24 protein-coding genes and 1 pseudogene are annotated in these 23,511 nt (G+C 63.8%); 21 read left to right on the forward strand and 4 right to left on the reverse strand.

Annotated features, from left to right (window positions below):
- Positions 1–3 precede the first annotated feature (3 nt).
- From ADAD_RS0106000 to ADAD_RS0106015, 4 genes and pseudogenes are all read left to right on the forward strand, one after another.
- Entirely contained in the window at positions 4–558 is a 555-nt protein-coding gene (locus ADAD_RS0106000; RefSeq protein WP_010411059.1) for a TspO/MBR family protein, read from the forward strand.
- 53 nt (positions 559–611) lie between these two features.
- The gene (locus ADAD_RS0106005; RefSeq protein WP_010411063.1) at positions 612–857 is read left to right on the forward strand and encodes an accessory factor UbiK family protein; all 246 of its coding nucleotides are present in this window, start codon (positions 612–614) and stop codon (positions 855–857) included.
- A gap of 197 nt (positions 858–1,054) precedes the next feature.
- Positions 1,055–1,438 (forward strand): annotated as a pseudogene (gene recO, locus ADAD_RS17355) (DNA repair protein RecO); the annotation flags it as partial.
- A 222-nt stretch (positions 1,439–1,660) separates the two neighbouring features.
- Complete coding sequence (locus tag ADAD_RS0106015; protein WP_010411068.1) at positions 1,661–2,743, forward strand: glycosyltransferase family 2 protein; 1,083 nt, start codon at positions 1,661–1,663, stop codon at positions 2,741–2,743.
- Between the two features lie 22 nt (positions 2,744–2,765).
- Here ADAD_RS0106015 and ADAD_RS0106020 read toward each other — a convergent pair whose 3' ends face one another.
- Positions 2,766–4,061 carry a phospholipid carrier-dependent glycosyltransferase gene (locus ADAD_RS0106020; protein ID WP_010411071.1) on the reverse strand — a complete coding sequence of 432 codons (1,296 nt, stop codon included), beginning with the start codon at positions 4,059–4,061 and terminating at the stop codon, positions 2,766–2,768.
- Between the two features lie 91 nt (positions 4,062–4,152).
- The gene (locus tag ADAD_RS0106025) at positions 4,153–4,545 is read right to left on the reverse strand and encodes a hypothetical protein (RefSeq protein WP_010411074.1); all 393 of its coding nucleotides are present in this window, start codon (positions 4,543–4,545) and stop codon (positions 4,153–4,155) included.
- Between the two features lie 72 nt (positions 4,546–4,617).
- On the opposite strand from ADAD_RS0106025, the gene ADAD_RS0106030 reads away from it, so the two are divergent.
- Positions 4,618–5,181: a TetR/AcrR family transcriptional regulator gene (locus ADAD_RS0106030; protein ID WP_010411077.1), complete on the forward strand. Its 564-nt coding sequence runs from the start codon at positions 4,618–4,620 to the stop codon at positions 5,179–5,181.
- Positions 5,182–5,192: 11 nt separating this feature from the next.
- Positions 5,193–6,398 (forward strand): trans-sulfuration enzyme family protein, encoded by a 1,206-nt coding sequence (locus ADAD_RS0106035; protein ID WP_010411081.1) that lies wholly within the window; start codon positions 5,193–5,195, stop codon positions 6,396–6,398.
- 21 nt (positions 6,399–6,419) lie between these two features.
- On the opposite strand, the gene ADAD_RS0106040 is transcribed toward ADAD_RS0106035, so the two are convergent.
- Complete coding sequence (locus ADAD_RS0106040) at positions 6,420–6,794, reverse strand: excalibur calcium-binding domain-containing protein (RefSeq protein WP_237700782.1); 375 nt, start codon at positions 6,792–6,794, stop codon at positions 6,420–6,422.
- Between the two features lie 86 nt (positions 6,795–6,880).
- Between ADAD_RS0106040 and ADAD_RS0106045 the strand changes: the two genes are divergently transcribed.
- From ADAD_RS0106045 to ADAD_RS0106065, 5 genes are all read left to right on the forward strand, one after another.
- Positions 6,881–8,152, forward strand: a complete 1,272-nt coding sequence (locus ADAD_RS0106045) for a Glu/Leu/Phe/Val family dehydrogenase (RefSeq protein WP_010411088.1) — start codon at positions 6,881–6,883, stop codon at positions 8,150–8,152.
- Positions 8,153–8,254: 102 nt separating this feature from the next.
- Positions 8,255–8,653, forward strand: coding sequence for a Co2+/Mg2+ efflux protein ApaG (apaG, locus tag ADAD_RS0106050; protein WP_010411089.1), 399 nt, complete (start codon positions 8,255–8,257; stop codon positions 8,651–8,653).
- A 227-nt stretch (positions 8,654–8,880) separates the two neighbouring features.
- The gene (locus ADAD_RS0106055; RefSeq protein ID WP_033193200.1) at positions 8,881–10,554 is read left to right on the forward strand and encodes a hypothetical protein; all 1,674 of its coding nucleotides are present in this window, start codon (positions 8,881–8,883) and stop codon (positions 10,552–10,554) included.
- A 131-nt stretch (positions 10,555–10,685) separates the two neighbouring features.
- Entirely contained in the window at positions 10,686–11,501 is an 816-nt protein-coding gene (locus tag ADAD_RS0106060) for a LysR family transcriptional regulator (RefSeq protein WP_010411097.1), read from the forward strand.
- Between the two features lie 145 nt (positions 11,502–11,646).
- Positions 11,647–12,399, forward strand: coding sequence for a PilZ domain-containing protein (locus ADAD_RS0106065; RefSeq protein WP_010411098.1), 753 nt, complete (start codon positions 11,647–11,649; stop codon positions 12,397–12,399).
- Here the strand turns inward: ADAD_RS0106065 and ADAD_RS15640 are convergent.
- Positions 12,396–13,067, reverse strand: coding sequence for a hypothetical protein (locus tag ADAD_RS15640; RefSeq protein WP_010411100.1), 672 nt, complete (start codon positions 13,065–13,067; stop codon positions 12,396–12,398). The genes ADAD_RS0106065 and ADAD_RS15640 overlap by 4 nt on opposite strands.
- A gap of 345 nt (positions 13,068–13,412) precedes the next feature.
- Between ADAD_RS15640 and ADAD_RS0106075 the strand changes: the two genes are divergently transcribed.
- From ADAD_RS0106075 to ADAD_RS0106120, 10 genes are all read left to right on the forward strand, one after another.
- The gene (locus ADAD_RS0106075; RefSeq protein ID WP_010411103.1) at positions 13,413–14,336 is read left to right on the forward strand and encodes a hypothetical protein; all 924 of its coding nucleotides are present in this window, start codon (positions 13,413–13,415) and stop codon (positions 14,334–14,336) included.
- On the forward strand, positions 14,333–16,039 hold the full coding sequence (locus tag ADAD_RS0106080; RefSeq protein WP_139020354.1) for a hypothetical protein: 1,707 nt from the start codon (positions 14,333–14,335) through the stop codon (positions 16,037–16,039). Before ADAD_RS0106075 ends, ADAD_RS0106080 begins: the two co-directional genes overlap by 4 nt.
- A gap of 455 nt (positions 16,040–16,494) precedes the next feature.
- Positions 16,495–16,866, forward strand: coding sequence for a 30S ribosomal protein S12 (gene rpsL / locus ADAD_RS0106085; protein WP_007164630.1), 372 nt, complete (start codon positions 16,495–16,497; stop codon positions 16,864–16,866).
- A 120-nt stretch (positions 16,867–16,986) separates the two neighbouring features.
- Positions 16,987–17,457 carry a 30S ribosomal protein S7 gene (gene rpsG, locus ADAD_RS0106090; protein WP_010411113.1) on the forward strand — a complete coding sequence of 157 codons (471 nt, stop codon included), beginning with the start codon at positions 16,987–16,989 and terminating at the stop codon, positions 17,455–17,457.
- Between the two features lie 120 nt (positions 17,458–17,577).
- Entirely contained in the window at positions 17,578–19,710 is a 2,133-nt protein-coding gene (fusA, locus tag ADAD_RS0106095; RefSeq protein ID WP_010411116.1) for an elongation factor G, read from the forward strand.
- 94 nt (positions 19,711–19,804) lie between these two features.
- Positions 19,805–20,995 carry an elongation factor Tu gene (gene tuf / locus ADAD_RS0106100; protein ID WP_010411118.1) on the forward strand — a complete coding sequence of 397 codons (1,191 nt, stop codon included), beginning with the start codon at positions 19,805–19,807 and terminating at the stop codon, positions 20,993–20,995.
- A gap of 147 nt (positions 20,996–21,142) precedes the next feature.
- Entirely contained in the window at positions 21,143–21,454 is a 312-nt protein-coding gene (gene rpsJ / locus ADAD_RS0106105) for a 30S ribosomal protein S10 (protein WP_010234663.1), read from the forward strand.
- 284 nt (positions 21,455–21,738) lie between these two features.
- Positions 21,739–22,575, forward strand: a complete 837-nt coding sequence (gene rplC, locus ADAD_RS0106110; RefSeq protein WP_010411120.1) for a 50S ribosomal protein L3 — start codon at positions 21,739–21,741, stop codon at positions 22,573–22,575.
- A gap of 2 nt (positions 22,576–22,577) precedes the next feature.
- Positions 22,578–23,204: a 50S ribosomal protein L4 gene (gene rplD / locus ADAD_RS0106115; RefSeq protein WP_010411122.1), complete on the forward strand. Its 627-nt coding sequence runs from the start codon at positions 22,578–22,580 to the stop codon at positions 23,202–23,204.
- Positions 23,197–23,505 (forward strand): 50S ribosomal protein L23, encoded by a 309-nt coding sequence (locus tag ADAD_RS0106120; RefSeq protein WP_010411123.1) that lies wholly within the window; start codon positions 23,197–23,199, stop codon positions 23,503–23,505. Before rplD ends, ADAD_RS0106120 begins: the two co-directional genes overlap by 8 nt.
- The last annotated feature ends 6 nt before the right edge of the window (positions 23,506–23,511 follow it).

Here is a 23,511-nt window from a genome sequence, read left to right on the forward strand (position 1 = left end):
TCAATGACCACGCTGGCCTCTCGCGCACAGCTGCGCGCTAGCTTCATTCGCTGGGCGCTTTTCACCGTTCCCGCTGTCGTCCTGCTCGGCTTCCTGTCGGGCCAACTGGCAGGCTCGGGCGCGGGAGACCCGTGGTTCGCCGCCCTGCAGAAGCCCGATTTCTACCCCGATCCCGGTCTTTTCCCGGTGGTCTGGACGATTCTTTACGTGATGATGGGGCTCGCCTTCGCGATGGTCTGTGCGGCGTGGGGGGCGAAAGGGCGCGGGCTGGCGATCGTGGCCTTCGTAATCCAGTTCGCCATGAACCTCGCCTGGAGCCCGCTGTTCTTCGGCCAGCACGAGATCACCTATGCCTTCTATCTCATCTGCGCGCTCAACATCGTGCTGCTGATAACCATCGTGCTGTTCTTCCGCGTTCGCAAACTGGCTGCGGCATTGCTGGTCCCCTATCTGGCGTGGACGATCTTTGCGTCCTTCCTCAATTACGAGATCCTCCAGCTCAATCCCGATGCGGACGGGGCGGACACCACGGGAGCGGTCCAGCGGATCGAGGTTTGATCGGGCAAGGCAGGCTCTGGACAAACACGGGGCCTGGCGCCATCTATCCTGCCATGCAGAGCCAGAACCCCATGATCGCCGATTTCGTGAAGCTGGTGAACGGTGCCGCGGGCACCTTCGCCGGGATGACGCGCGAGGCGCAGGAAAGCGCGCGCGAGCGGATCAGGGAAACCGTCGGCGGGCTGGACTTCGTCAGCCGCGAGGAATTCGAGGCGGTGAAGGAAATGGCCGCCAAGGCCCGCGCCGAGAACGAGGCGCTCTCCGCACGGCTCGACGCGCTGGAAGCGAAGAAGAAGTAGCTTCCTCAGGCGCCGTTCTGGCGCTGGCACGATAAACCTTCCGTCGCCCCTGCAAAGGCAGGGGCCCGGCCGCCTCCTCGACAGGCACAATCTCGCCATACCATCCCACACCCGCTAGGCGGGGCTGCATGCTCGCCTCAATCCTAATTGCAGCCCTCATCCGGGCCCCTGCCTTCGCAAGGGCGGCGGGATAACCCATGCAACTGAAGGCCCCCGCCATCGTCCTTGCCGCGCGCGCGCACGGCGAAAATGCGGTGATCCTGCGCATGCTGACGCAGGAAGCGGGGCTGGTTGCGGCCTATGTCGCGGGCGGGCAGGGGCGGCGGCTGCGCCCGGTGGTGATCCCGGGCAACGCGATCGAGGCGGATATCCGTGCGCGCTCTGCCAGCCAGCTGCCCTTCGGCAAGGTGGAACTGGTGACCAGCCGCGCGCCGTGGCTGAACGAGCCTTTGCCCGCCGCCGCGATCCTGTGGGTCACCGCACTCACCGCCACCGCGCTGCCAGAGCGCAATCCCTATCCAAGCCTCTACGATGCGCTGGGCGGGCTGCTCGACGCGATCTGCCATGCGCCTGCCGCGCGCGGCTGGGCGCCGGCGCTGCTATCCTACGAGGCGCTGGTGCTGCGCGAACTGGGCTATGGCGGCATGAAGCCGGAGGCGGGCGACCTGCCGCAGACGCTGGAAGCGCTGCGCAAGCTTGCCCCTGCGCTGGAGCGCTACCTGCTTGCCGACCGGCATGGCGATGCTATGTCCGCGCGCGGCCGGCTGCTGGAGCGGCTGGCCAGAATTGCCTGAGGGGGAGCAGTGCCGGAAATCGCGGTCATCCTGCCCACGCTTGACGAGCGTGAGAACCTTTCCCCCATGGTCGAACGGCTGACAGCGGCGCTGGACGGCATCGACTGGGAAGCGATCATCGTCGACGACGACAGCAGCGATGGCACTGCGGACGAAGCGCGCAGGCTCGCCCGTGCAAACCCGAGGGTGCGCGTGTTGCAGCGGATCGGGCGGCGCGGCCTCGCCTCGGCGGTGATCGAGGGCGCCTGCGCCACCGCCGCACCTGTGGTCGCGGTGATGGACGCCGACCACCAGCACGACCCCGCGCTGATCCCGCAGATGCTGGAGCGGCTGGCGCATGCGGATCTCGTCGTGGGCTCGCGCTTTATCGAGGGCGGTGATGCCGATGGGCTGGCCAGCGTGCGCCGCGAAAAGAGCTCGCGCCTCGCCAACCGGCTGGCCCGTGCGCTGACCGGGGTCGAACTGTCCGACCCGATGAGCGGATTTTTCATGGTCGAGACGGCGCGCGTGCGCGCGCTCGCCCCGCGCCTGTCGGGGATCGGTTTCAAGGTGCTGCTCGACATTCTGTCGGTCTCGCCCCGGCAGCTGCGCGTGGCCGAGGTGCCGATGCATTTCGGGGAAAGGCGCAGCGGTGAAAGCAAGCTCGACCGGGCGGTCGCGTTCGAATTCCTCGTCGGGCTGTACGAGAGGTATTTCGGCCGGATCGTGCCCACGCGCTTCGCGCTGTTCGGCACGGTCGGCGGGGCCGGCGTGCTGGTCCACATGGCAGTGCTGGCGCTGCTTTATCCGGGCACGACCGCAACCTTCTGGAAGGCGCAAGCCATCGCGACCTTCGCCGCGATGACGTTCAATTTCTGGCTCAACAACTGGCTGACCTACCGCGACAAGCGTCTGCGCACGGTGCCCGCGTGGGTGCGCGGCTGGGCGGTGTTCTGCGCGGCCTGCGCGGTGGGTGCGCTGGCCAACGTGGCGCTGGCGAGCTTCCTGCAGATGCGTGGGTTGGGCTGGGTGCTGGCCGCGCTGGCGGGCATCGTGGTGGGCGCGGTGTGGAATTACGCGCTGTCGAACCGGTTTGTCTGGGGGAGGGTCTAGCGGCTTTTTCGCTCCCCGCGACCTACCGCCATTCCCCGCGCCACATCCATGTGGAATAGGCCTGCTCTCCGCTCAGCTCGGCGGCGCTCAGGATCGGGTAGAACCAGGCGAACACCGCAAGGCTTGCCGCCAGAACCAGCCAATAGGCCCAGCCGAAGCCGCGCGCCTTCAGCCACGCGATCATCAGCGCGAGCCCCGCCAGCAGGAAGCAGCTGGGCAGGAAATAGTGGTAGTAGAACTGGATCGGCTTGGCCGCGATGATCCAGAAGCCGATGCTGGCCGCGTAGAGGATCGCCACCGCGCCCGCATCCACCCGGCGCTGCAATAGGGCGGCGAGCGCGCACCACGCCACGCCCGCCAGCCCCAGCAGCATGGTCAGCGGATTGCCGATCAGCATCACGCCGCGCTGCGCGCCGTCCGTCACCTCGTACAGATACCAGATCGCGCGGGTGTTCAGCACCCACTGGCTCCATGTCGACTGGTAGGGGTGCGATTGCTTCACGCTCTGCTGCAGTTCGAGCATGTGCCGGTGCGCGCCGATCAGGTCCATGCCCGCAAAAGGCCCGTTCTCGACCTGGAACGCGGGCCAGAAGGTCGTCGCGTAGACCGCCAGCGGCAGCACGCCGAGCCACAGCGCCGCCTCGATGGGCCCGACACCGCGCACCGGCGCAGCGTCTGTCTCGGTCCGAAGGTCCGCCGGGCCGACCGCATGTACGCGCAGCGCCAGAAAGCCGAGGCCCAGCAGCGGGGCGAGCGGGGCGGCGTTCCACTTCGAGGCAATCGCGCAGCCCAGCGCGATTCCCGACAGGGCGAGCAAGGCCCGGGCGCGCACGGGCTGGCCTGCCCGGCACGCGGCGGCGAAGAACCACAGCGCGGTCAGGAAGAACGCCACCATGAAGATGTCGAGCATGGCGATCTGCGCGTGGACGAACAGCATGAAGCCGCTCGCCAGCAAAAGCCCGTAGGCGAGCACCGCATCGCGGCTGAGGCTTGCGTGCCACAACGCGCGCATCCCCGCGAACAGCGCCAGCGCGCCCGCCAGCGCGGAAAAGATGCGCCAGCCCCACGGATCGTCGCCCAGCAGCGCAATGCCAGCTGCGATGATCTCCTTGCCCAGCGGCGGATGCTCGGGGTTGCGATAGTCGAACCCGGTCAGCAGCTCGCGCGCGGCGGGCAGGTAGTGGATCTCGTCGAAGAACGGCCCGCTCGGCAGCCACAGCCGCCAAAGGCACAGCAGGAAAAAGCCGAGCGTCAGGGCGAGGCAGGCCAGCAGGGGATCGTCGCTTGCAGGAACGCGGGTCGCGTGCGCTCGGGTCATTGCGCCGGCAGCGATACGGGCGAGGGGCGATGGCGACAAGCGGGCGGATCACGAAGCCGCGCACCCGTGGCCGAAGCGCAACGCGCGCGGGTCAGGCGGCAGCCTGTGCCCTGCGTTCGAGCCAGAACAGCCGCGCCACCATCGCCAGCAGGCCGATGCTGGCGGTGCAGCCGACCAGCAGCGTCCATGGCAGCAGGTTCATGCCCGCCGCCCGCGCGCGCGGCGCGATGAAGAACAGCGCCAGGACCGCGCACATGATCAGGTCGATCCACACCTGCAGCCCGGTGAGGTTGGCGGTGTGGTTCGTGAAGAAACCGACCACCCCCTCGCTGGCGATCTGCACCGCGGTGTAGGCGGCAAACGCGCCGCACAGCAGTGCGGCGAGCGCGGCATTGCCGGTCTCGCGCTTGGCGGCGAGGATGGTAAGAAGGCCGAAGCCCCCACCGGCAAGGCTTGCAATCCAGACGATTTCTAGCGTGGTCACGTGAGGGTCTCCGTTTTGTAGCACCTGCTACACGCCGCACTAGAGGAATGTAGCGAGTGCTACAATAGAGAAATGTCCCCAGCGCCTTCCAGACCCGAGAAGCTCTCCCGCGAAACCCTGCTGCCGCTGATGGCGGCGCATGTGCTCGAACACGGGCTCGGCGGGGCGAGCCTGCGTCCGCTGGCGAAGGCGGCGGGGACCAGCGACAGGATGCTGGTCTACCATTTCGGCAACAAGGAAACGCTGATCGTCGAATTGCTCGATCACATCGCGGGGGTCTATTCCGCCACGCTCGACATGGCGCTCGGCGATATTCGACCTGCGACCCGGCGCGAATGCTTCGACCGGGTGATGGACCAGGCGGCCAATCCGGCAATGCGGCCCTTCATGGTCCTGTGGTGGGATATCGTCGCCGGGGCCGCGCGCAACCTGCCGGGTTACGAGGTGGCCGCGCAGAAAATGATCGCGCGCCAGCTCGACTGGCTGATCCGCCAGATGCCCGTCGACGATCCCGATCCCGAAGGTGGCGCGCGGCTGCTGCTCACGCTCATGGAGGGATCGCTGATGCTCGGTACGGTCGGGCATGCGAAGACCGCGCGCGATGGATTGCTTGCGGGCGACCTGTCGCCCTCGTAAGCGCTCGCCCCATGAAGAAGACCACCGGAATGGATCGCTCCGTCACCTCCAAGTGGCGTCCCGCAACGCAGGCCGTGCGCGGCGGCACCTGGCGCTCCGAGCATGGCGAGACGAGCGAGGCGATGTTCCTCACCTCTGGCTACACCTACGACAATGCGGCCGAAGTCGCCGCGCGCTTTGCGGGCGAGGCGGAGGGGATGACCTATTCGCGCCTCCAGAACCCGACCGTGGCGATGCTGGAGGAACGCATCGCGCTGATGGAGGGCGCCGAAGCCTGCCGCGTACAGGCCTCCGGCATGGCCGCGATGACCGCCGCGCTGCTGTGCCAGCTGAACACCGGCGACCATTGCGTCGCCGCGCGCGCCGCGTTCGGCAGCTGCCGCTGGCTGGTCGACCACCTGCTGCCACGCTTCGGGATCGAGACCACGGTGATCGACAGCGCGGATAACGACGCGTGGGAAGCCGCGATCCGGCCCAACACCAAGGTCTTCTTCTTCGAAACGCCCGCCAATCCCACGCTCGACATCGTGGACCTCGCGCATGTCTGCGCGCTGGCGAAGGCGCACGAGATCACCACTGTGGTCGACAATGCCTTTGCCTCGCCCGTGCTGCAGCGCCCGATGGAGTTCGGCGCGGACGTGGTCGCCTACAGCGCGACCAAGCTGATGGACGGGCAGGGCCGGGTGCTTGCGGGCGCGGTGTGCGGGACGCGCGAGTGGATCGACGAGGTGCTGCTGCCCTTCCAGCGCAATACCGGGCCCAACCTGTCGCCCTTCAATGCCTGGGTGGTGCACAAGGGGCTGGAGACGCTGGACCTGCGCGCGCACCGGCAGAGCGAGAATGCGGTGGCGCTGGGCAGCTTCATGGAGCCGCGCGTGCCGCGCATCCTGCATCCCGGGCTGGAGAGCCACCCGCGCCACGCGCTTGCGTTGAAGCAGATGCGGGCCACGGGGCCGATCTTCTCCTTCGATCTGGAGAGCCGCGAGAAGGCGCATGCGCTGCTCGACGCGCTGCAGCTGATCGACCTGTCCAACAATATCGGCGATGCGCGCAGCCTTGCCTGCCATCCCGCCAGCACCACGCATGCCGGGCTGAGCGAGGAAGCGCGCGCCGAAATGGGCGTGACCGAAGGCCTGATCCGCATCAATGTCGGGCTGGAGGATATCGAGGACCTGCGTGAGGACATCGACCAGGCGCTCGAAGCGGCGGGGTTCTAGTCCGCCGTTGCGGGCCGGGGCCTAGCGCGATTCGCAGGCGATCCCGTCATTGTCGCGGTCCAGGTCCTGCCGGTAGCCGGGTTCTCCGCGGCGAATATTGCTGAAGCCCGCCTCGCGCGCGGCGGTGCAGTTCGGAAAATAGACGCGCCCGTCGAGCGAGCGACCGCTGGCGGGCCGCGCGGCACGCCGCGGCTGGTGGCAGTGATAATCGCCGGTCTTGCGGTTGGTGTGGCACCCCTTCGCGTCGAGCCCGCCCGGATGCGCCGCGAGATTCTGCTGCGGCATAACCGGCAGGGACAGACAGCACCAGACCATCAGCAGCTTTCGCATGCCGCATCCATAGCACGCGACATTCGGATCGAGAAACGCAGGCAGCAGGCGTTTCTGGGCGAGCACAAACACGTAAGCCTTTCGGCACCCTACGGAACGGGCCCGTGCACTCACGTTGTGTCTGGTGAAGCCATTCACGAGGAGACACCGACATGGGCGAACATCTGGCAGCGGCGCAGGAGCGCATGATACGCGCGGCGGACCTGTTGGACCTGACCGAAGAGGTCGTTTCGCACCTTTGCCATCCGATCGAAACGCTGGCCGCGTCGGTCAACCTGCGGCGCGACGATGGCTCCGCAGTCACGCTCAAGGCGTGGCGCTGCCGCTACAATTCCGCGCTCGGCCCGACCAAGGGCGGCATCCGGTTCCACCAGTCGGTCCACCTCGACGAGGTAGAGACGCTGGCGTTTCTGATGACCATGAAGTGCGCGCTGATGGGCCTGCCCTTCGGCGGCGGCAAGGGCGGCGTCGAAGTGGATGCGCACGACCTTTCGACCATGGAGAAAGAGCGCGTGGCGCGTGGCTACGTGCGCGCCATGGCGAAGATCCTCGGCCCGGACCGTGATGTGCCCGCGCCCGACGTCGCTACCGGCGAACGCGAGATGGCGTGGATGGTCAGCGAATATTGCGAAATCGCAGGCTCGATCCAGCCGCACGCCTTCACCGGCAAACCCGTCGCACTGGGCGGTATGGCGGAGCGCACGCCCGCCACGGGACGCGGCGCGCATATCGCGCTGGAGGAAATGCGCGACCTTGCCGGCTTGGGCGAGGAGGGCGGGCTCACCATCGCGCTGCAGGGCTTCGGCAACGCCGGACGCTGGTTCGCGCAGGCCGCAGCCCAAGCGGGGCACAGGATTGTCGCGGTCGCCGATTCGTCCGGCACGGTGAGCGATTCCGAGAGGCTCGACATCGAGGCGCTGAGCAAGACGAAGGACGAAACCGGCAAGGTGACCGCCTTCGATGGCGGCAACGCCGGGTCCAGCGACGATCCCGAAGACGTCCTTTCGGCCGAATGCGATGTGCTGGTGTTTGCCGCGCTGGGCGGGGTGATCGCGGATTCCGATGATGCCAAGGCGCTCAACTGCAAGGCGATCGTCGAACTCGCCAACCGTCCGATCCTGCCCGCCGCCGACAAGGCGCTGGCGGATGCGGGGATCGAGGTGGTGCCCGATATCCTCGCCAATGGCGGCGGCGTGACCGTCAGCCACGCCGAAAGGGTACAGGGCCGGCAGGGCATCGACTGGGATCCGGAAGATATCGACGACTATCTGGAAGACCGGATCGCGGATGCGGCCGACAATGTGCGCGAGGTGATGCAGGAGTGCGACACCGATATGCGCACCGCCGCCTATGCCGTGGCTTTGCGCCGCCTTTGCAGTGCGATTTCGGCCCACGGTACGCTTGCCGATTTCGGGAAGAGTTGACGCGCAAGCCCGCAATTTGCGGCAAGACGGCAACAGGTTTCGCGCAAGCTGTGGATGGTCGCCTTGCCCTCCTGCGCAAACCCATTACCTTTCCGAATCGTGATGAAGAACCTGTTCGATCATGCCGCCACCACCGACGGTGTTACCGTTCGCGTTTCGGTCAATTTCCTGCCCGAGCAGAGCGACCCTGCCAACAACAAGTGGTTCTGGATCTATCATATCCGGATCGAGAACGCCTCGCGCGAGCGGGTGCAGCTGATGACGCGCCACTGGCGGATCACCGATGCGCAAGGGCTGGTCCGCCATGTCGATGGCGAGGGCGTGGTCGGCGAACAGCCGGTGCTCACTCCCGGCCGCAGCCATGATTACGTGTCGGGTTGCCCGTTGACGACGCCGTTCGGATCGATGGAAGGTTTCTACACCTTCCATCGCGAGGACGGCACGCCGATCGAGGTACGCATCCCCTTCTTCCCGCTCGCCGCGCCTGCGACGGCGCATTAGGGCGGGGCGCACTCCCTTCCCCTTTTTTTGACTGCCTCAGGCAGGCGCTCACGATTGACTGCCCTTGGAGCAGACAGGAGCCTTGGGCGTGCGGATTACTGAAGCCGTCGATAAACATCAGCTATTCGTGGTTCTGTCTGGGAAGGCAGGCATTCGGGACGCGATTCGTATCGTCCATGTCAGGGGGCTTCAAAGCTTTTGTAACGCGTCCGCTGTAAAAGCATGGCGTGATCCGAGCGCTCCCCCGATTGCCTTCCGGCTGGCCATTCTCGGTCTGGTTTTTTGTTGCGGCCATCGTGGTTTTCGCAGCGCAGATGGTGCCGATACTCGGTATCTTCCTGATGCTTGTGCTGGTCGCTTTCTGGTCCGTTATTCTCATCAACCTCGGCATGATCGGGATCGTATTCGAGGTTTTGACGGGTCGCGCGTCTCGTGGATGGATATTCGTTCCGCTCGTCTACTTCACTGGCTATTACGCGTTCTACGCAGCCGATCAGGCGACACTGGCATCCCTGCGGACACTCTACCAGCAGCACAATGCCGGGCAGGCGCTGCCGTTCGATCGATCGAAGCAGGATCTGCTATTGGTCAAGGGAGAGGGCGACCTTCACCCCTCTCCATTCACATTCGTGCAGCACCACGGGGTGCGACGCGCCTTCTCGGCTACGGGCAGAGTGCATTTCATGGGCAATCGCGAAGGGTGCAGGGCGCTGCGGGATAACGACGTCTATCGCTCTGCCGGGCTTTATGCATTCGGTTTCCACACGCCGGGTGAGGTAAGCGAGCGACGTCTCGTGAAAGGGTACTGCTCGATCTATGGTCCGGGCCAGCCCGATCGCCCGGTGGTGCGGGTGACCAGCGATGATCGCGCAACGCATCGCTTGTTCCTGCCGGTACGGATTGTCGAGTTGCAGGCGCAGGACGAAAAGTCGGGGCGCTCGATCGAAATCAGGGGCGGCTATGCGTCGCCGCTCAAACCGTTCCCCATGCCCGCCATGGGTTGCGGCCTGAACAGCGGCGCACCCTCGTGGGATTGTGGAGCAAGTTTTCTTCGTGATGGCTTCACCCCGATTCTGGCGGATGGAGAACGCTTCGGCTCGATGTCGCGATCGCTGGCGAAAGCCTTGGGGTTGGGCAATAGTCGCAATTATGGCGCGACCGCTTCGGGACCAGAAGTCGTGCGATCGGTCGGTGAGGCAGCCGATCGGGAGCTCGTGCGCAAGGAACTCGCCATTCTATCCGACATCCTGTCCGATCCTTTCGAAGAGCAGGATGGATCGTTCGATCATTTGCCCAACCGGCCAGACGTTGTTGCGCCATACGCCGATGCCATTTTTTCGGCGCTGGGCAGGCTTCAAGCATCGGACGAGACCGTGAGCGAGAACGGTCGCAGTCTCTGGAGCATCGCCGCGGCGCTGCCCGAGGAGGCTCTTGCACCGCACCGGGCCCAGCTCGCTGCGTGGCTGCGGCCGGAGAACGCACGCCGTTGGACTGAACAGGTAAGCAAAATCTACACGCGCCTGGATATCTCGGACCCGAGCCAGCGAGACACGGTATTGCTCCGGCTTGAAAGCAAGCGTGGTGACCTTGCGAGCAGTTTGCTGCCCCCCTTCTGCCGCATGGGGGGAGAGGCACCTCAGGACGCTAAAGACCGTCTTTTTGCGCTGTGGCAAAGGCGCGGGGCGGAGCAGGCGGGGAAGGAGCGAGTGCGGAAGATCGGCGACGTTTCCCTCTACGCAACGCTGCTTCGCATGGGGCTCCGGGCGAAGCTTGGCCCTGTAGAGCAACACTATTTGGGATCCACCTTTGCCGGCATTTGGGCAAATGTCTCCCCGCAAACAACGGCCGATATATGCGGCGAAACGCCCCAGGGTCTGAAGAAGCGATTCGTTCGTACCTGAACGAAGGAGGAAAGATCGCTTCGTGAAGCCTTGGGCCGAAGCTCCCGGCCTGCGCTTTCGCGGAGACGGACACGACTCCGGCGTAACCCGGCTTGCCGTTCGCGCGCTCGCTGGCTAGCGCTCGGCGGATCATGAAGCGCACGCTCCTGCCCCTCAACGCCCTGCGCGTTTACGATGCCGCCGCGCGGCACCTCTCCTTCACCAAGGCGGCGGACGAGCTGGCGGTGACGCCCGCCGCCGTGGGCCAGCAGATCCGCGCGCTGGAGGATCATCTCGGCACGGTCCTGTTCCGCCGCACCAGCAAGGGGCTGGAACTGACCGAGGAAGGCAGCGCCGGGCTCGATGCCTTGCGCGACGGGTTCCTGCGGTTCGAGGAGAGCGTGGCCGCGATGCAGGCGGGGCAGGCGGTCGACCGCTATGCCATCGCCGCGCCGCGCGGCATGCTGGAAAACTGGCTCGCCCCGCGTCTCGCCGCGTTCCAGGCGCAGCATCCCGGCGTGCGCTTCCAGCTGCGCGAGCGCGAGCGGGCGGATTTCTCCGAAGCCAATCTCGACCTGGCGATCTGGCTGACCGAGGGGCCGGAGGAATTCCCGGGCGAACAGATTTCCCAGCCACAGTGGGTCAGCGTGGCGCCGGTCGATGCGCCCGATGCGAAGGGCCGCACCATCGGCTGGCCCGGCGATGGCGGCAGCGAGAGCCGCGACAGCGCGCCGGAGGCCTGCATCGCGGTGGGCAGCGCGGGCCAGGCGCTCGCCAGCGTGATCGCGGGGCTGGGCACGGCGCGGGTGCCCTTCGCGCTGGCGGCAGAGGCGATCGCGGCGGGCAGCGTCGTGGTGGAGGACGGGCCGCGCGAAGGCCGCCGGTCCTACTGGCTGGTCGCCCCGCCGCCGCAGTGGCGCCAGAAGAAGGTCCGCGCGCTGGTGCAGTACCTCACCGGAACGCTCTAGGCCCGCCCGACCTGTTGCCCCCGTCGTGCGGCCAGGGGCCTTTTCCGCAGGCATGGTTACCCAATCCTAACCACCTTCGATCATACATCGCACAGGTGAGTGCGCGCATCTGCGTACATCGACCTTGCGGAGATATGATTCGCCCATGTCGGACGAAAGCAACATCGCAGAGTTTCCTCCCGCCGGCGCGAGCCGGGGCGCGATCGCCTCCGTGCCCGCCAACGAACGGCGCAAGAACGAACGGCAGATCGCCACCTTCCGCACCTGCTGCGTGATGGTCGAGCGCGAGGCGCACCCCGCGATCCTGCGCAATGTCAGCGAGGGCGGCGCGATGTTCGAAGCCCTGATCGAGACCGCACCGGGCACGCTGCTGTCCTATTACTGGGACGGTATCGAGCCGGTGGCCGCGCGCGTCGCCTGGGTCGACGGGACGCGCATCGGCGTCGCCAATATTTCGGGCCCTGCGGAAGCCGTGGATGTGCCGCGCCCGCGCGCCACCCGCGTGCCCGCGCACCTGCCCGTGCGCGTATGGTCGGGCTGCAAGGGCCACCGGGCGGAGCTGGAGAACATCTCGCTCTCCGGCCTGGCGGTTCACGGGCTCGACGGGATCGAGCCGGGCACGCTGTGCACGATAGAGATCGGCGGGCAGACGCTGCACAATGCCAGCGTGGTCCGCACGGACGACGGGATCACCGGCATCCGCTTCGAACGCCCGCTGCCGCCCGCCAGGCTGATGCAGCTGCTTGACGGGGATGGGCCGGGCGCGCGGGGTGGAACGCATCCGGCGACCGAGTGCGACAGCGCCCCCGCGCCCCGGCACGACGCGCCCGAGGGCGAGCAGACGCCGTCCGATCGCCCCGATCCGCCCGCGCCGATCCCGCTGCGCCGCTTCCTCTAGTCGGTCGCGCCGCCGTCTTCCCGCGCCGCCGCGTGCCGCGCGCGGATTTTCTCCAGCTTCGCTTCGAGCGAGGCGAACACTGCGGCCTCCCCCGCCACCCCCTCGGCCCGCTGCGCCTCCAGCACCTCGCGCCGGATCGCCTCGTATACCGGGTGCCCGGGCGCGAGCTGCGCGGCATAGCGCTGCGGCAGGCGATGCTGGAGGAGGAAGCGCAGCAGATTATTGTCCGGCTTGTCCCATGTGCCCAGCAGCTTCCCGCCCGAGACGATCGGCGTGGGCGTGCCGGTAATCGCGCGTTCGAGCGCACAATCCTCCAGCCGCTGCATCCCCCGCTCCAGCGCCGCATCCCACGCCGCGGCAAACCCCTCCGCCCCCGGCCGCGCGCGCAATTTGTAGAGCGCCTCCATGCTCTTCCCGATCGAGCGCGCCGCCTGCGTGACGATCCCCGTCGCCGCGAGCGTCGCGACGAACCGCCGCTGCCGCTCGGGCGTGATCGAGTTGGAGCGCGGGTGCGGGTGGAGATAGGGCGCAAAGGAGAGGAGCGGATCGTCGTCCTCGGGCTCGGGGCCGGTATAGGCGACGACGGAGGTCGCCTGGCGGGCAATCTTGCGCGAACAAGCCCCCTCACCTTCAGGGGAGGTGGTTGGGGGAGGGGCCTTTTTCGTCATAGCGCTGACTTCCGAGCCGAAGGCGAGGCAAGGGCGACCGCCCGTCGCGCCGAATGGCGCGGTAGCCAAGCGAGTGGATGCGAGCGCCGGCGCTTGAGGCCAAACAAACAAACGCGCGTGTTCGAGCGACGGTCCTCGGCGGACCCATCGAAAGACTCATCTGGGGGCATAGCCGCAGGTAGATTGCAGATTGCGGGAGAGTAGGAAAAGCAATTCTTCGAAAGTTGAGAAAATCTACCAACCACCCCTCGGCGAATCGTCTTAATTGGGGAGAAATGACGTGAAACAATTGAGCGCCATGTAACTTGCTGCATATCTGCGATTGGAAATTTCGCTGGGGGTTAGATGGAAATCGGGCAGTTCTGGGATGGAGAGAGGCTGTCGATTCCAGAGCGACTGGGCGCTGCTTATGCGGCCGTCTTGGACAAACATGGGTTCTTGAACGATGCGAAGGGCCCCCGACCTGATGAAGCGCCGGTAGGCGGGGTTACGCAGGAGCAAACTGATAAGCATTTCACCCATGCTTTTGACGGTTCGGTGGCGAGGGTCGAACTCATTTTAGTAAATCCCAGAGGTGAAACCTCAGTTTCCTCAACGTTGCTGTATCAATTTTTGGCGGGCGGTTCCTTATGCTTGGTTGACGTGCCTTCGGGAGCAGGGGCGGGTGCCCTAACACTTCTGGCCTCTATCGCGGAGTTGCGAGCGTCAGAGGTGTTGCCGAGGCAGCCTTTGGAGGTGCGGCTCCTTTGGGGCGAGATATCTCAACCCGCTTTGAATTACGGATTGGAGTTGTTGAACAAAATCAATCCCGTCCTTGAGGAGCAGGCTATCTTTGTATCTGTGGATTCGTTTCGGTGGGACGTGCTAGATGACGTTAGTAACGTTGAGCTGGTGCAAAAGATCGCGCAGGCTAAATTGAAATTCCCTCAGGTGCTGCTTCTCGTTTGTAATTTTAGTGGGTTTCTTGAGAGGCAGGGTAAGTGGAAGGCGGCGAATGAAGGGCTTGGCCTCTTGGTTCGCTTTTGTTCAGGTGATATGAACGCAGGTGTGTGGATCGAGCCAGATCAGAAGGCGGTTTCGAAAGGTCTATTCGGCAAATTATCAAAACTATTCAGAGAGCTTTTGGAGTTTGCACGGCTCGTAGATGGAGACGAAGAGGGCGCGGCCTCGTCGGCGCGCTTCGCATGTCCTCTCGGTACAGGCCGGACTCATCGGGTAAATGCCCGAGCCCTGCCTTTTGAGCTTGCAATTAAGCGTGAAAAAGAATGAAGGCGCGCCGCTCGTTATCTAACCGAGCGATACGACAATACAGGGCAAGAGATGTATTTCCGTATCTCTTGCTGCGCTACTTTTTGGAGGGTGATTTCGCAAGATCGGATGATTTTGCAATGAGGATTGCGCCACAGATATTTAGGTCGACAAATCATCCGAAGTATTTAGAAATACCATACTTCAAAGAGCGTGATTCTAAAGGTGAAGTGCAGTACCGGTCGATGCACATGCCGGCCCCGAGCGAAGTGTTGGTTGAGGCATCGATCATTGCCGAATGTTCGGAAAAGGCTGATATCCCGGATAGAAATGTGTGCTTTAGTTACTGGCCAACCGCGCCTGGTGATGAGACGGGCTTCTTTCAGCCGTACATGAAGGGTCTTAAGGCCCGGCAAGAAGCGGTCGCAGAAGCCATCAGATCGAAGCCATCGTCTACGGTGAGATATCTGGATATCAAGAAATTTTATCCATCGATAACGTGTATGCGCGCCGAGCAAGTTTGGCAGGAATTTTGTTCAGGACATGGCATCTCGTCGACCTCACTTTTGGCTGGTCTTCATTTAATTAAGATGCATGAGAGGGTCGGCGACGGACGCATGCTGACTGGTCCGATGTTCAGTCATCTCATGGGAAATTTGATTCTTAAAGATTTGGATCGGAAATGTTCCAAGCGCGAATCAAGGATATTTCGTTACGTGGACGATTTTATTCTCGTTGGCGGCGCCGAGGTCGATCAAGACATCGATTGGCTTAGGGATGAATTGAGGGAATGTGGTTTCGAGGCACATGACGACAATTCGGATAAGAGCTTGACCGTTGAAGGGGCGGATTGGCTCGAGTCAGCGCGCGACTTCGAGAGCGGAGAGCTGTCGCGAGGCTGGATGACGCTAATAGGGGACATTAAGAAATTCCTCCTTCTCAAGCCGAACGATGGTGATGAACTTATAGCTCTCCTTCGGGAAAATGGATTTCGACTTCCGATCCGGGCGTACCAAACCGCAGTTAACGAGGCGTCCACGTTCGAACGTGTTAGGCAGCTCAAGCTTTGGGGTTGGTTTCTCGCAAAGAGTAGGGGGCTCTCAGCTGCGAAAATCCTCACGAATGCGGTTTCATTGAGAGATAAAATCGAGGGGCAGGCGCGAGAGCTTCTCCTTGGCGAGCCGCCCAGTTCGGATTTTCAGAGAAAACGAATGGCGACAAAGCTGCGTTACAGACTTGGGCGGAGTCTTTATCTTAGCGGCACCGACTTCTTTGAGAGTAATTTGGTCCTTGCCACTGACTGGCCGGAGCTCGAGGTTCATTTTTCGTTGATGAAGGCGATGGTCACCGGCAATGCTGATCACGTGGTTGTAATGGGCGCCAATGTCGCTCAGGCGGCCGCGCAGCTCTTCGCAGCTTCGGACTCTGCCGCGGTATTTGAGAGCCGTATCGAATCGCCAGCTCAGCGGGTTGGGCTCTCAATCTTTATAGCGAATGGTGTTCCGGTTCGGGTAAGCGATGCTATCGACAGCCCGCTTCTTCAGTTTGCAACCGGGCCGGTGACCTCTGGCCATTTTGACCGGTTAACGGGCTTTCTAAAGGATGCGGCTTGCTTGCATGGAATTGGTCCAGCGAAGCATAGTGGGATTATGAGGCGAGCATTCGACATTGCGGAAGAGGTTCATTTTGATGCCATTTCCCTCGATTATGGTTATTCGTTCTGAACTTGACCCCCACCCCAAATCCTACTAAGCGCCCCTCAACCGAGGCAGGGCCCAGCTCTCGCCAAGGCTTATAGAGCTGAACATTGCCGGTCATGTCCCGGGGCTGTCGCACGATGCGTCGGCCTCTTTCTCGTAAGGGAAGGGCAGCCGTCAAAGTAATCCGGGTGGCCCCTCGTGGGCGCGTTCGGGTGGAGCGTTTCAGGCTCGTGCGACAGTCTCGCCAGGCGGTGCCGCCCATGCGCACTCGCCCCGCTTGCCTGCACGACCCCGATACACTCCATTCGAGCGCAAGCGCGAAGCCATCCTGGAAATGGGGGCTCGCTCTCGTTCCGCTTGCCCTAAGCGTGCTTCGACCCCCGCCTTCGCGGGGGCAGGCAAGCTCAGGATGAGCGGGGTTGGTGAGGCCTCGCACGAAACTGACCGTACCGAACGAAATTGGCAGAAGAGAGAATTTAATGCCGACGATCAACCAGCTGGTCCGCAAGGGCCGCACGCCGCAGAAGGCCAAGTCGAAGGTCCCTGCGATGGAGCAGAACCCGCAGAAGCGCGGCGTCTGCACCCGCGTCTATACGACGACCCCGAAGAAGCCGAACTCGGCTCTGCGCAAGGTGGCCAAGGTTCGCCTGACCAACCAGCGCGAAGTCATCAGCTACATCCCGGGCGAAGGCCACAACCTGCAGGAGCACTCGGTTGTGCTGATCCGCGGCGGCCGTGTGCGCGACCTTCCCGGCGTGCGCTACCACGTGCTGCGCGGCGTGCTCGACACGCAGGGCGTCAAGGACCGCAAGCAGTCGCGCTCCAAGTATGGTGCGAAGCGGCCGAAGTAAGCCTTTTCCCGTCATCCCCGCGCATGCGGGGATTCCGCTTCTTCCTCCTCATGGAGCAATCGAAGCGGGACCCCGGATCAGGTCCGGGGTGACGAATTTGAGAATTTTGGAGACACTGAAATGAGTCGTCGTCGTCGCCCGGAGAAGCGGGAAATCCTGCCCGATCCCAAGTTCAAGGATCTGGTGCTCTCGAAGTTCATGAACAACCTGATGTATGACGGTAAGAAGGCTGTTGCCGAAAAGATCGTCTACACCGCGCTCGACACCGTCGAAGCGAAGGCCAAGGCGGACCCGGTGGAGCTGTTCCACGCCGCGCTGGACAACATCAAGCCGCAGGTCGAAGTGCGCAGCCGCCGTGTCGGTGGTGCGACCTACCAGGTGCCCGTTGAAGTGCGTCCCGAACGTGCGCAGGCGCTGGCGATCCGCTGGCTGATCACCGCCTCGCGCGGTCGCCCGGAAACCACCATGAGCGCGCGCCTTTCGGGCGAGCTGATGGATGCGGCCAACAATCGCGGCAACGCGGTCAAGAAGCGCGAAGATACGCACCGCATGGCGGATGCGAACCGCGCGTTCAGCCACTACCGCTGGTAATTATCGGGTCAGGGCGCGCCGCCTGCACGGCGGGCGCGTCTTTATCCGGTCACATAAAGACCCATATGGGGTGCAGCTTACCCGGCTCCCCCTCACTCTGACCTTTCCGAGGAATTGACAATGGCCCGCGACTATCCGCTGGAGCGCTATCGCAATATCGGCATCATGGCGCACATCGATGCCGGCAAGACCACCACGACCGAGCGTATCCTCTACTACACCGGCAAGTCCTACAAGATCGGCGAAGTGCACGATGGTGCCGCGACGATGGACTGGATGGAGCAGGAACAGGAACGCGGGATCACCATCACCTCGGCCGCGACGACCACGTTCTGGAACGCCGAAGACCCCACGATGGACCCGATGTCCGATCCCGAAGCGCTGCGTGCGAACACGGACAAGCACCGGATCAACATCATCGACACGCCCGGCCACGTCGACTTCACCATCGAAGTCGAACGCTCGCTGCGCGTGCTCGACGGTGCCGTGGCGGTGTTCGACGGCGTTGCCGGGGTGGAGCCGCAGTCCGAAACCGTATGGCGCCAGGCCGACAAGTACGGCGTCCCGCGCATGTGCTTCATCAACAAACTCGACCGCACCGGCGCCGACTTCTATTACTGCGTGCAGTCGATCATCGATCGCCTCGGCGCGACCCCGCTGGTGCTCTACCTGCCGATCGGCGCGGAAAGCGACCTGCAGGGCGTGGTCGATCTGGTGAAGAACCGCGCGATCATCTGGGAATCGGAAGGCCTGGGCGCGACGTACAAGCACGTCGAGATCCCCGCCGACATGGCCGACAAGGCTGCCGAATACCGCGAGAAGCTGATCGAGACCGCCGTCGAGCAGGACGACGATGTCATGGAAGCTTACCTCGAGGGCAACGAGCCGGATGCCGCGACGCTCAAGAAGCTGATTCGCAAGGGCACCATGGACCGCGCCTTCGTGCCGGTGCTGTGTGGCTCCGCGTTCAAGAACAAGGGCGTGCAGCCCCTGCTCGACGCGGTGGTCGACTACATGCCGAGCCCGCTCGACGTCCCGCCGATCAAGGGCGTGCTGCCCGACAGCGACGAAGAAGCGACGCGCAAGAGCTCGGACGACGAGCCGTTCGCGGCGCTGGCGTTCAAGATCATGAACGACCCGTTCGTGGGTTCGCTCACCTTCACGCGCATCTACTCGGGCAAGCTGACCAAGGGTTCGGTCCTCAACTCCGTCAAGGAGAAGAAGGAAAAGATCGGCCGCATGCTGCTGATGCACTCCAACAACCGTGAGGACATCGAAGAGGGCTTCGCCGGCGACATCGTCGCCATCGCGGGCCTCAAGGAAACCACCACGGGCGACACGCTGTGCGATCCGGCCAAGCCGATCATTCTCGAGCGGATGGAATTCCCCGATCCGGTTATCGAGCTGTCGGTGGAGCCCAAGACCAAGGCCGACCAGGAAAAGATGGGCGTCGCGCTCAACCGCCTGGCTGCCGAGGATCCCAGCTTCCGCGTGACGACCGATCACGAATCGGGCCAGACGATCATCAAGGGGATGGGCGAGCTTCACCTCGACATCCTGGTCGATCGCATGAAGCGCGAGTTCAAGGTGGAAGCGAACGTCGGTGCGCCGCAGGTGGCCTATCGCGAATCGCTCGCCCGCGAAGTCGAAGTGACCTACACCCACAAGAAGCAGTCGGGTGGTTCGGGCCAGTTCGGTGAAGCCAAGGTTGTCGTCGTTCCCGGCGAACGCGGCCAGGGTGTCATCTTCGAAGACGAGATCAAGGGCGGTAACATCCCGCGCGAATACATCCCGTCGGTGGAGAAGGGCATGCGCGAGCAGGCCGAGAGCGGCCATCTGGTCGGCTTCCCGATCATCGACTTCACGATCCGCCTGATCGACGGCAAATACCATGACGTCGACTCGAGCACCGTGGCATTCGAAATCACCGGACGCGGCGCAATGCGTGAAGCCGCGCAGAAGGCAGGCATCAAGCTGCTCGAGCCGGTGATGAAGGTCGAAGTCGTGACCCCGGAAGACTATCTGGGCGACGTCATCGGCGACCTCAACAGCCGTCGTGGCCAGATCCAGGGCACCGACAGCCGCGGTAATGCACAGGCGGTCGAGGCGTTCGTGCCGCTGGCCAACATGTTCGGCTACGTGAACGAGCTGCGTTCGTTCACGCAGGGTCGTGCGCAGTACTCGATGCAGTTCTCGCACTACGACGAAGTGCCCGCGAACGTCGCGGCAGAGGTCAAGGAGAAGCTTGCCTAAGGCGAGCGATAGGTTTAGGGGCGGCGCCTGATTTTGAGCGGGCGCCGCCTTTTCCCCGCACAAATCCCATTTCAGACAGAGGTAATTAGAGAAAATGGCGAAGGAAAAGTTCGAGCGGAACAAGCCGCACTGCAACATCGGCACCATTGGTCACGTTGACCACGGCAAGACCACGCTGACCGCGGCGATCACCAAGGTCATGTCCGAAACCTACGGCGGCCAGGCCGTTGATTTCGCAAACATCGACAAGGCGCCGGAAGAGCGTGAGCGCGGCATCACCATTTCGACCGCGCACGTCGAATACGAAACCGACGCGCGCCACTATGCGCACGTCGACTGCCCCGGCCACGCCGACTATGTGAAGAACATGATCACCGGTGCGGCGCAGATGGACGGCGCCATTCTGGTGGTGAACGCTGCCGACGGCCCCATGCCGCAGACCCGTGAGCACATCCTGCTCTCGCGTCAGGTCGGCGTGCCGGCGCTGGTCGTGTACCTGAACAAGGTCGACCAGGTCGACGACGAGGAAATCCTCGAGCTGGTCGAGCTGGAAGTTCGCGAACTGCTCAGTGAATACGATTTCGACGGCGACAATATTCCGATCGTCAAGGGTTCGGCCCTGGCCGCCCTCGAAGGCCGCGACGACAACATCGGCAAGGATTCGATCATCGAGCTGATGAAGGCCGTTGACGAGCACATCCCGCAGCCGGAACGCCCGGTCGATCAGGACTTCCTGATGCCGATCGAAGACGTGTTCTCGATCTCGGGTCGTGGTACGGTTGTGACCGGCCGTGTCGAAACCGGCGTTGTGAACGTTGGTGACGAAGTCGAAATCGTCGGCATCAAGGACACCACCAAGACGACCGTCACCGGCGTCGAAATGTTCCGCAAGCTGCTCGATCGCGGTGAAGCCGGCGACAACATCGGTGCCCTGATTCGCGGCGTTGCCCGTGAAGACGTGGAGCGTGGCCAGGTGCTCGCGAAGCCGGGTTCGGTTACGCCGCACACCGAATTCAGCGCCGAAGTCTACGTGCTGTCGAAGGACGAAGGTGGCCGTCACACGCCGTTCTTCGCCAACTACCGCCCGCAGTTCTACTTCCGCACCACCGACGTGACCGGTGAAGTGATCCTCCCCGAGGGCACCGAGATGGTCATGCCGGGCGACAACGTGACGATCGGCGTGAAGCTGATCGCGCCGATCGCGATGGACGAAGGCCTGCGCTTCGCAATCCGCGAAGGTGGCCGGACCGTCGGTTCGGGGGTTGTCAGCAAGATCACCGTCTAATATAGGCGCCTGCACCGGCGGGGGATTCGCTCCTCCGCCGGTCAGATTTCACGGGGGCCGCCCCTCACCGAGAACTTCGGTTGGGTGGGGCGGTTCTTTATTTTTGGGGCTTCGGCCCTCGGCTCTTTCGCATCGGTAGACTAGGACATGGACGCACAGAATATCCGTATTCGCCTCAAGGCCTTCGACCACCGCGTGCTCGACCAGGCAACGGGCGAGATCGCGGATACTGCACGCCGCACCGGCGCACTCATCCGTGGACCTATTCCCCTGCCGACGCGCATCGAGAAGTTCACCGTGAACCGCGGCCCGCACATCGACAAGAAGTCGCGCGAGCAGTTCGAGGTGCGCACCTACAAGCGGCTGCTCGACATCGTGCAGCCCAACGCCCAGACGGTCGATGCGCTGATGAAGCTGGACCTCGCTGCGGGCGTGAACGTGGAAATCAAGCTCGCTTAAGCGACTCGATTTTCCGTCCTCCTGCTGGACGTTAAGCGGGCAGGGAAGTTTCGGGGCGCTCGATAGCCCCGCCGGGCCGCAAGGCCAGGCAAGACATCGGGATACCGCCGGACCATTCCTTCGGGAATCAGGCCGGGTCTGCGTCCCCCGTCTCGCGCTCCTGTTCCCAGGCGCGCAATCAGCCCGGACGGGGCGACGCATCACAATTTGGGCTGGGGCCGGTTGAAAACGGCCCGCAAGCACCTCGGATGGGCCGGGGTGCCTCTGTTTAGGAGTTCAAGACGATGCGCACAGGCGTGATCGCGAAAAAAGTCGGGATGACCCGCCTCTTCCAGGAGGACGGACGGCACGTGCCCGTAACCGTTCTGGCGCTGGAAGGCTGTCAGGTCACCGGCAATCGCACCCAGGACCGCGACGGCTACTGGTCCGTCCAGGTCGGTTCGGGCGAAGCGAAGCAGAAGAACGTCAACAAGCCGCAGCGCGAAGCTTTCGCGAAGGCGGAAGTGGGCCTGAAGATGAAGGTCGCGGAATTCCGTGTCGAGAACGAGGAAGGTCTCCTTCCCGTCGGCGCGACGATCACCGCCGATCACTTCATTGCGGGCCAGAAGGTCGACGTGTCCGGCTACACGCAGGGCAAGGGCTTTGCCGGCGCCATGAAGCGCTGGGGCTTCGGCGGTCTGCGCGCCACGCACGGCGTTTCGCTGTCGCACCGTTCGCACGGTTCGACCGGTAACCGCCAGGATCCCGGCCGCGTGTTCAAGAACAAGAAGATGGCCGGCCACATGGGCGACCGTCAGCGCACGCAGCAGAACCTCGAGATCGTCCGTACGGACTCCGAGCGTGGTCTGCTGTTCGTGAAGGGCTCCGTGCCCGGCGCGAAGAACAGCTGGATGCTGGTGGCCGATGCAGTGAAGCTGCCGATGCCGGCCGATGCGCCGTTCCCCGGTGCGATGCGTCGCAATGCCGACGAAATCGAGCACGAGGAAGCGGATGCCGGCCTGGTCGAGACCGCGGCGGAGCACGAAGTGCACACCGAAGTCACGCCCGAGCAGCAGGAAAAGCTGATGCAGCAGCAGGATGCCGGCGCCGAGAGCGACGACACCGAAGGCAAGGAGTCCTGATCGTGAAGATCGCGATACAGAAAATCGATGGCGGCAAGGGCTCGGGTGATATCGAGCTGAACGATGCCGTGTTCGGGGTGGAGCCCCGGACCGACATTCTTCACCGGGTCGTCACCTGGCAGCTGTGGAACCGCCGTGCGACCGCACGCCCGACGCGTGAGCGTTCGGACGTGGCCCGCACCGGCAAGAAGTTCGGCCGTCAGAAGGGTTCGGGCGGCGCTCGCCACGGCGATCGCGGCGCACCGATCTTCATCGGCGGCGGCAAGGCCCACGGCGCGCGCAAGCGCGACTTCAACATGTCGCTGAACAAGAAGATCCGTTCGCTCGGCCTCAAGATGGCGCTCAGCACCAAGGCCAAGGACGGCCTGGTGGTGGTCGACAGTCTTGAGCTGGAGGACGCCAAGACGAAGGCGCTGAAAGGCCACTTCGACAAGGCGGGCTGGAACGGCAAGGTTCTGGTGATCGACGGCGAGAGCGTGAACGAAGGTTTCGCGCGCGCTGCCGGTAACCTCCCGGGCGTGAACGTGATGCCGGCGATCGGCGCCAACGTGTACGACATCCTGAAGCACGACACGCTGGTCCTCACCAAGGACGCGGTCGAAAAGCTGGAGGCGCGCTTCAATGGCTAAGAAGCAGGAAATCGACGCGCGGCACTACGACGTGATCCTCGCGCCGCACATCACCGAAAAATCCACGCTTGCGAGCGAGAACAACGCGGTGGTCTTCAAGGTGTCGAACGACGCCACGAAGCCGCAGATCCGCGAAGCGGTGGAAGCGCTGTTCGACGTGAAGGTCGCGGGCGTGAACACCATCGTGACCAAGGGCAAGGTCAAGCGCTGGCGGGGCAAGCCCTATCGTCGCAACGACGTGAAGAAGGCGATCGTGACGCTGAAGGACGGCGATTCCATCGACGTCACGAGCGGCGTCTGAGGAGCT

Origin of the sequence: Citromicrobium sp. JLT1363, from assembly GCF_000186705.1 — a bacterium.
Taxonomy (GTDB): Bacteria; Pseudomonadota; Alphaproteobacteria; order Sphingomonadales; family Sphingomonadaceae; genus Alteriqipengyuania.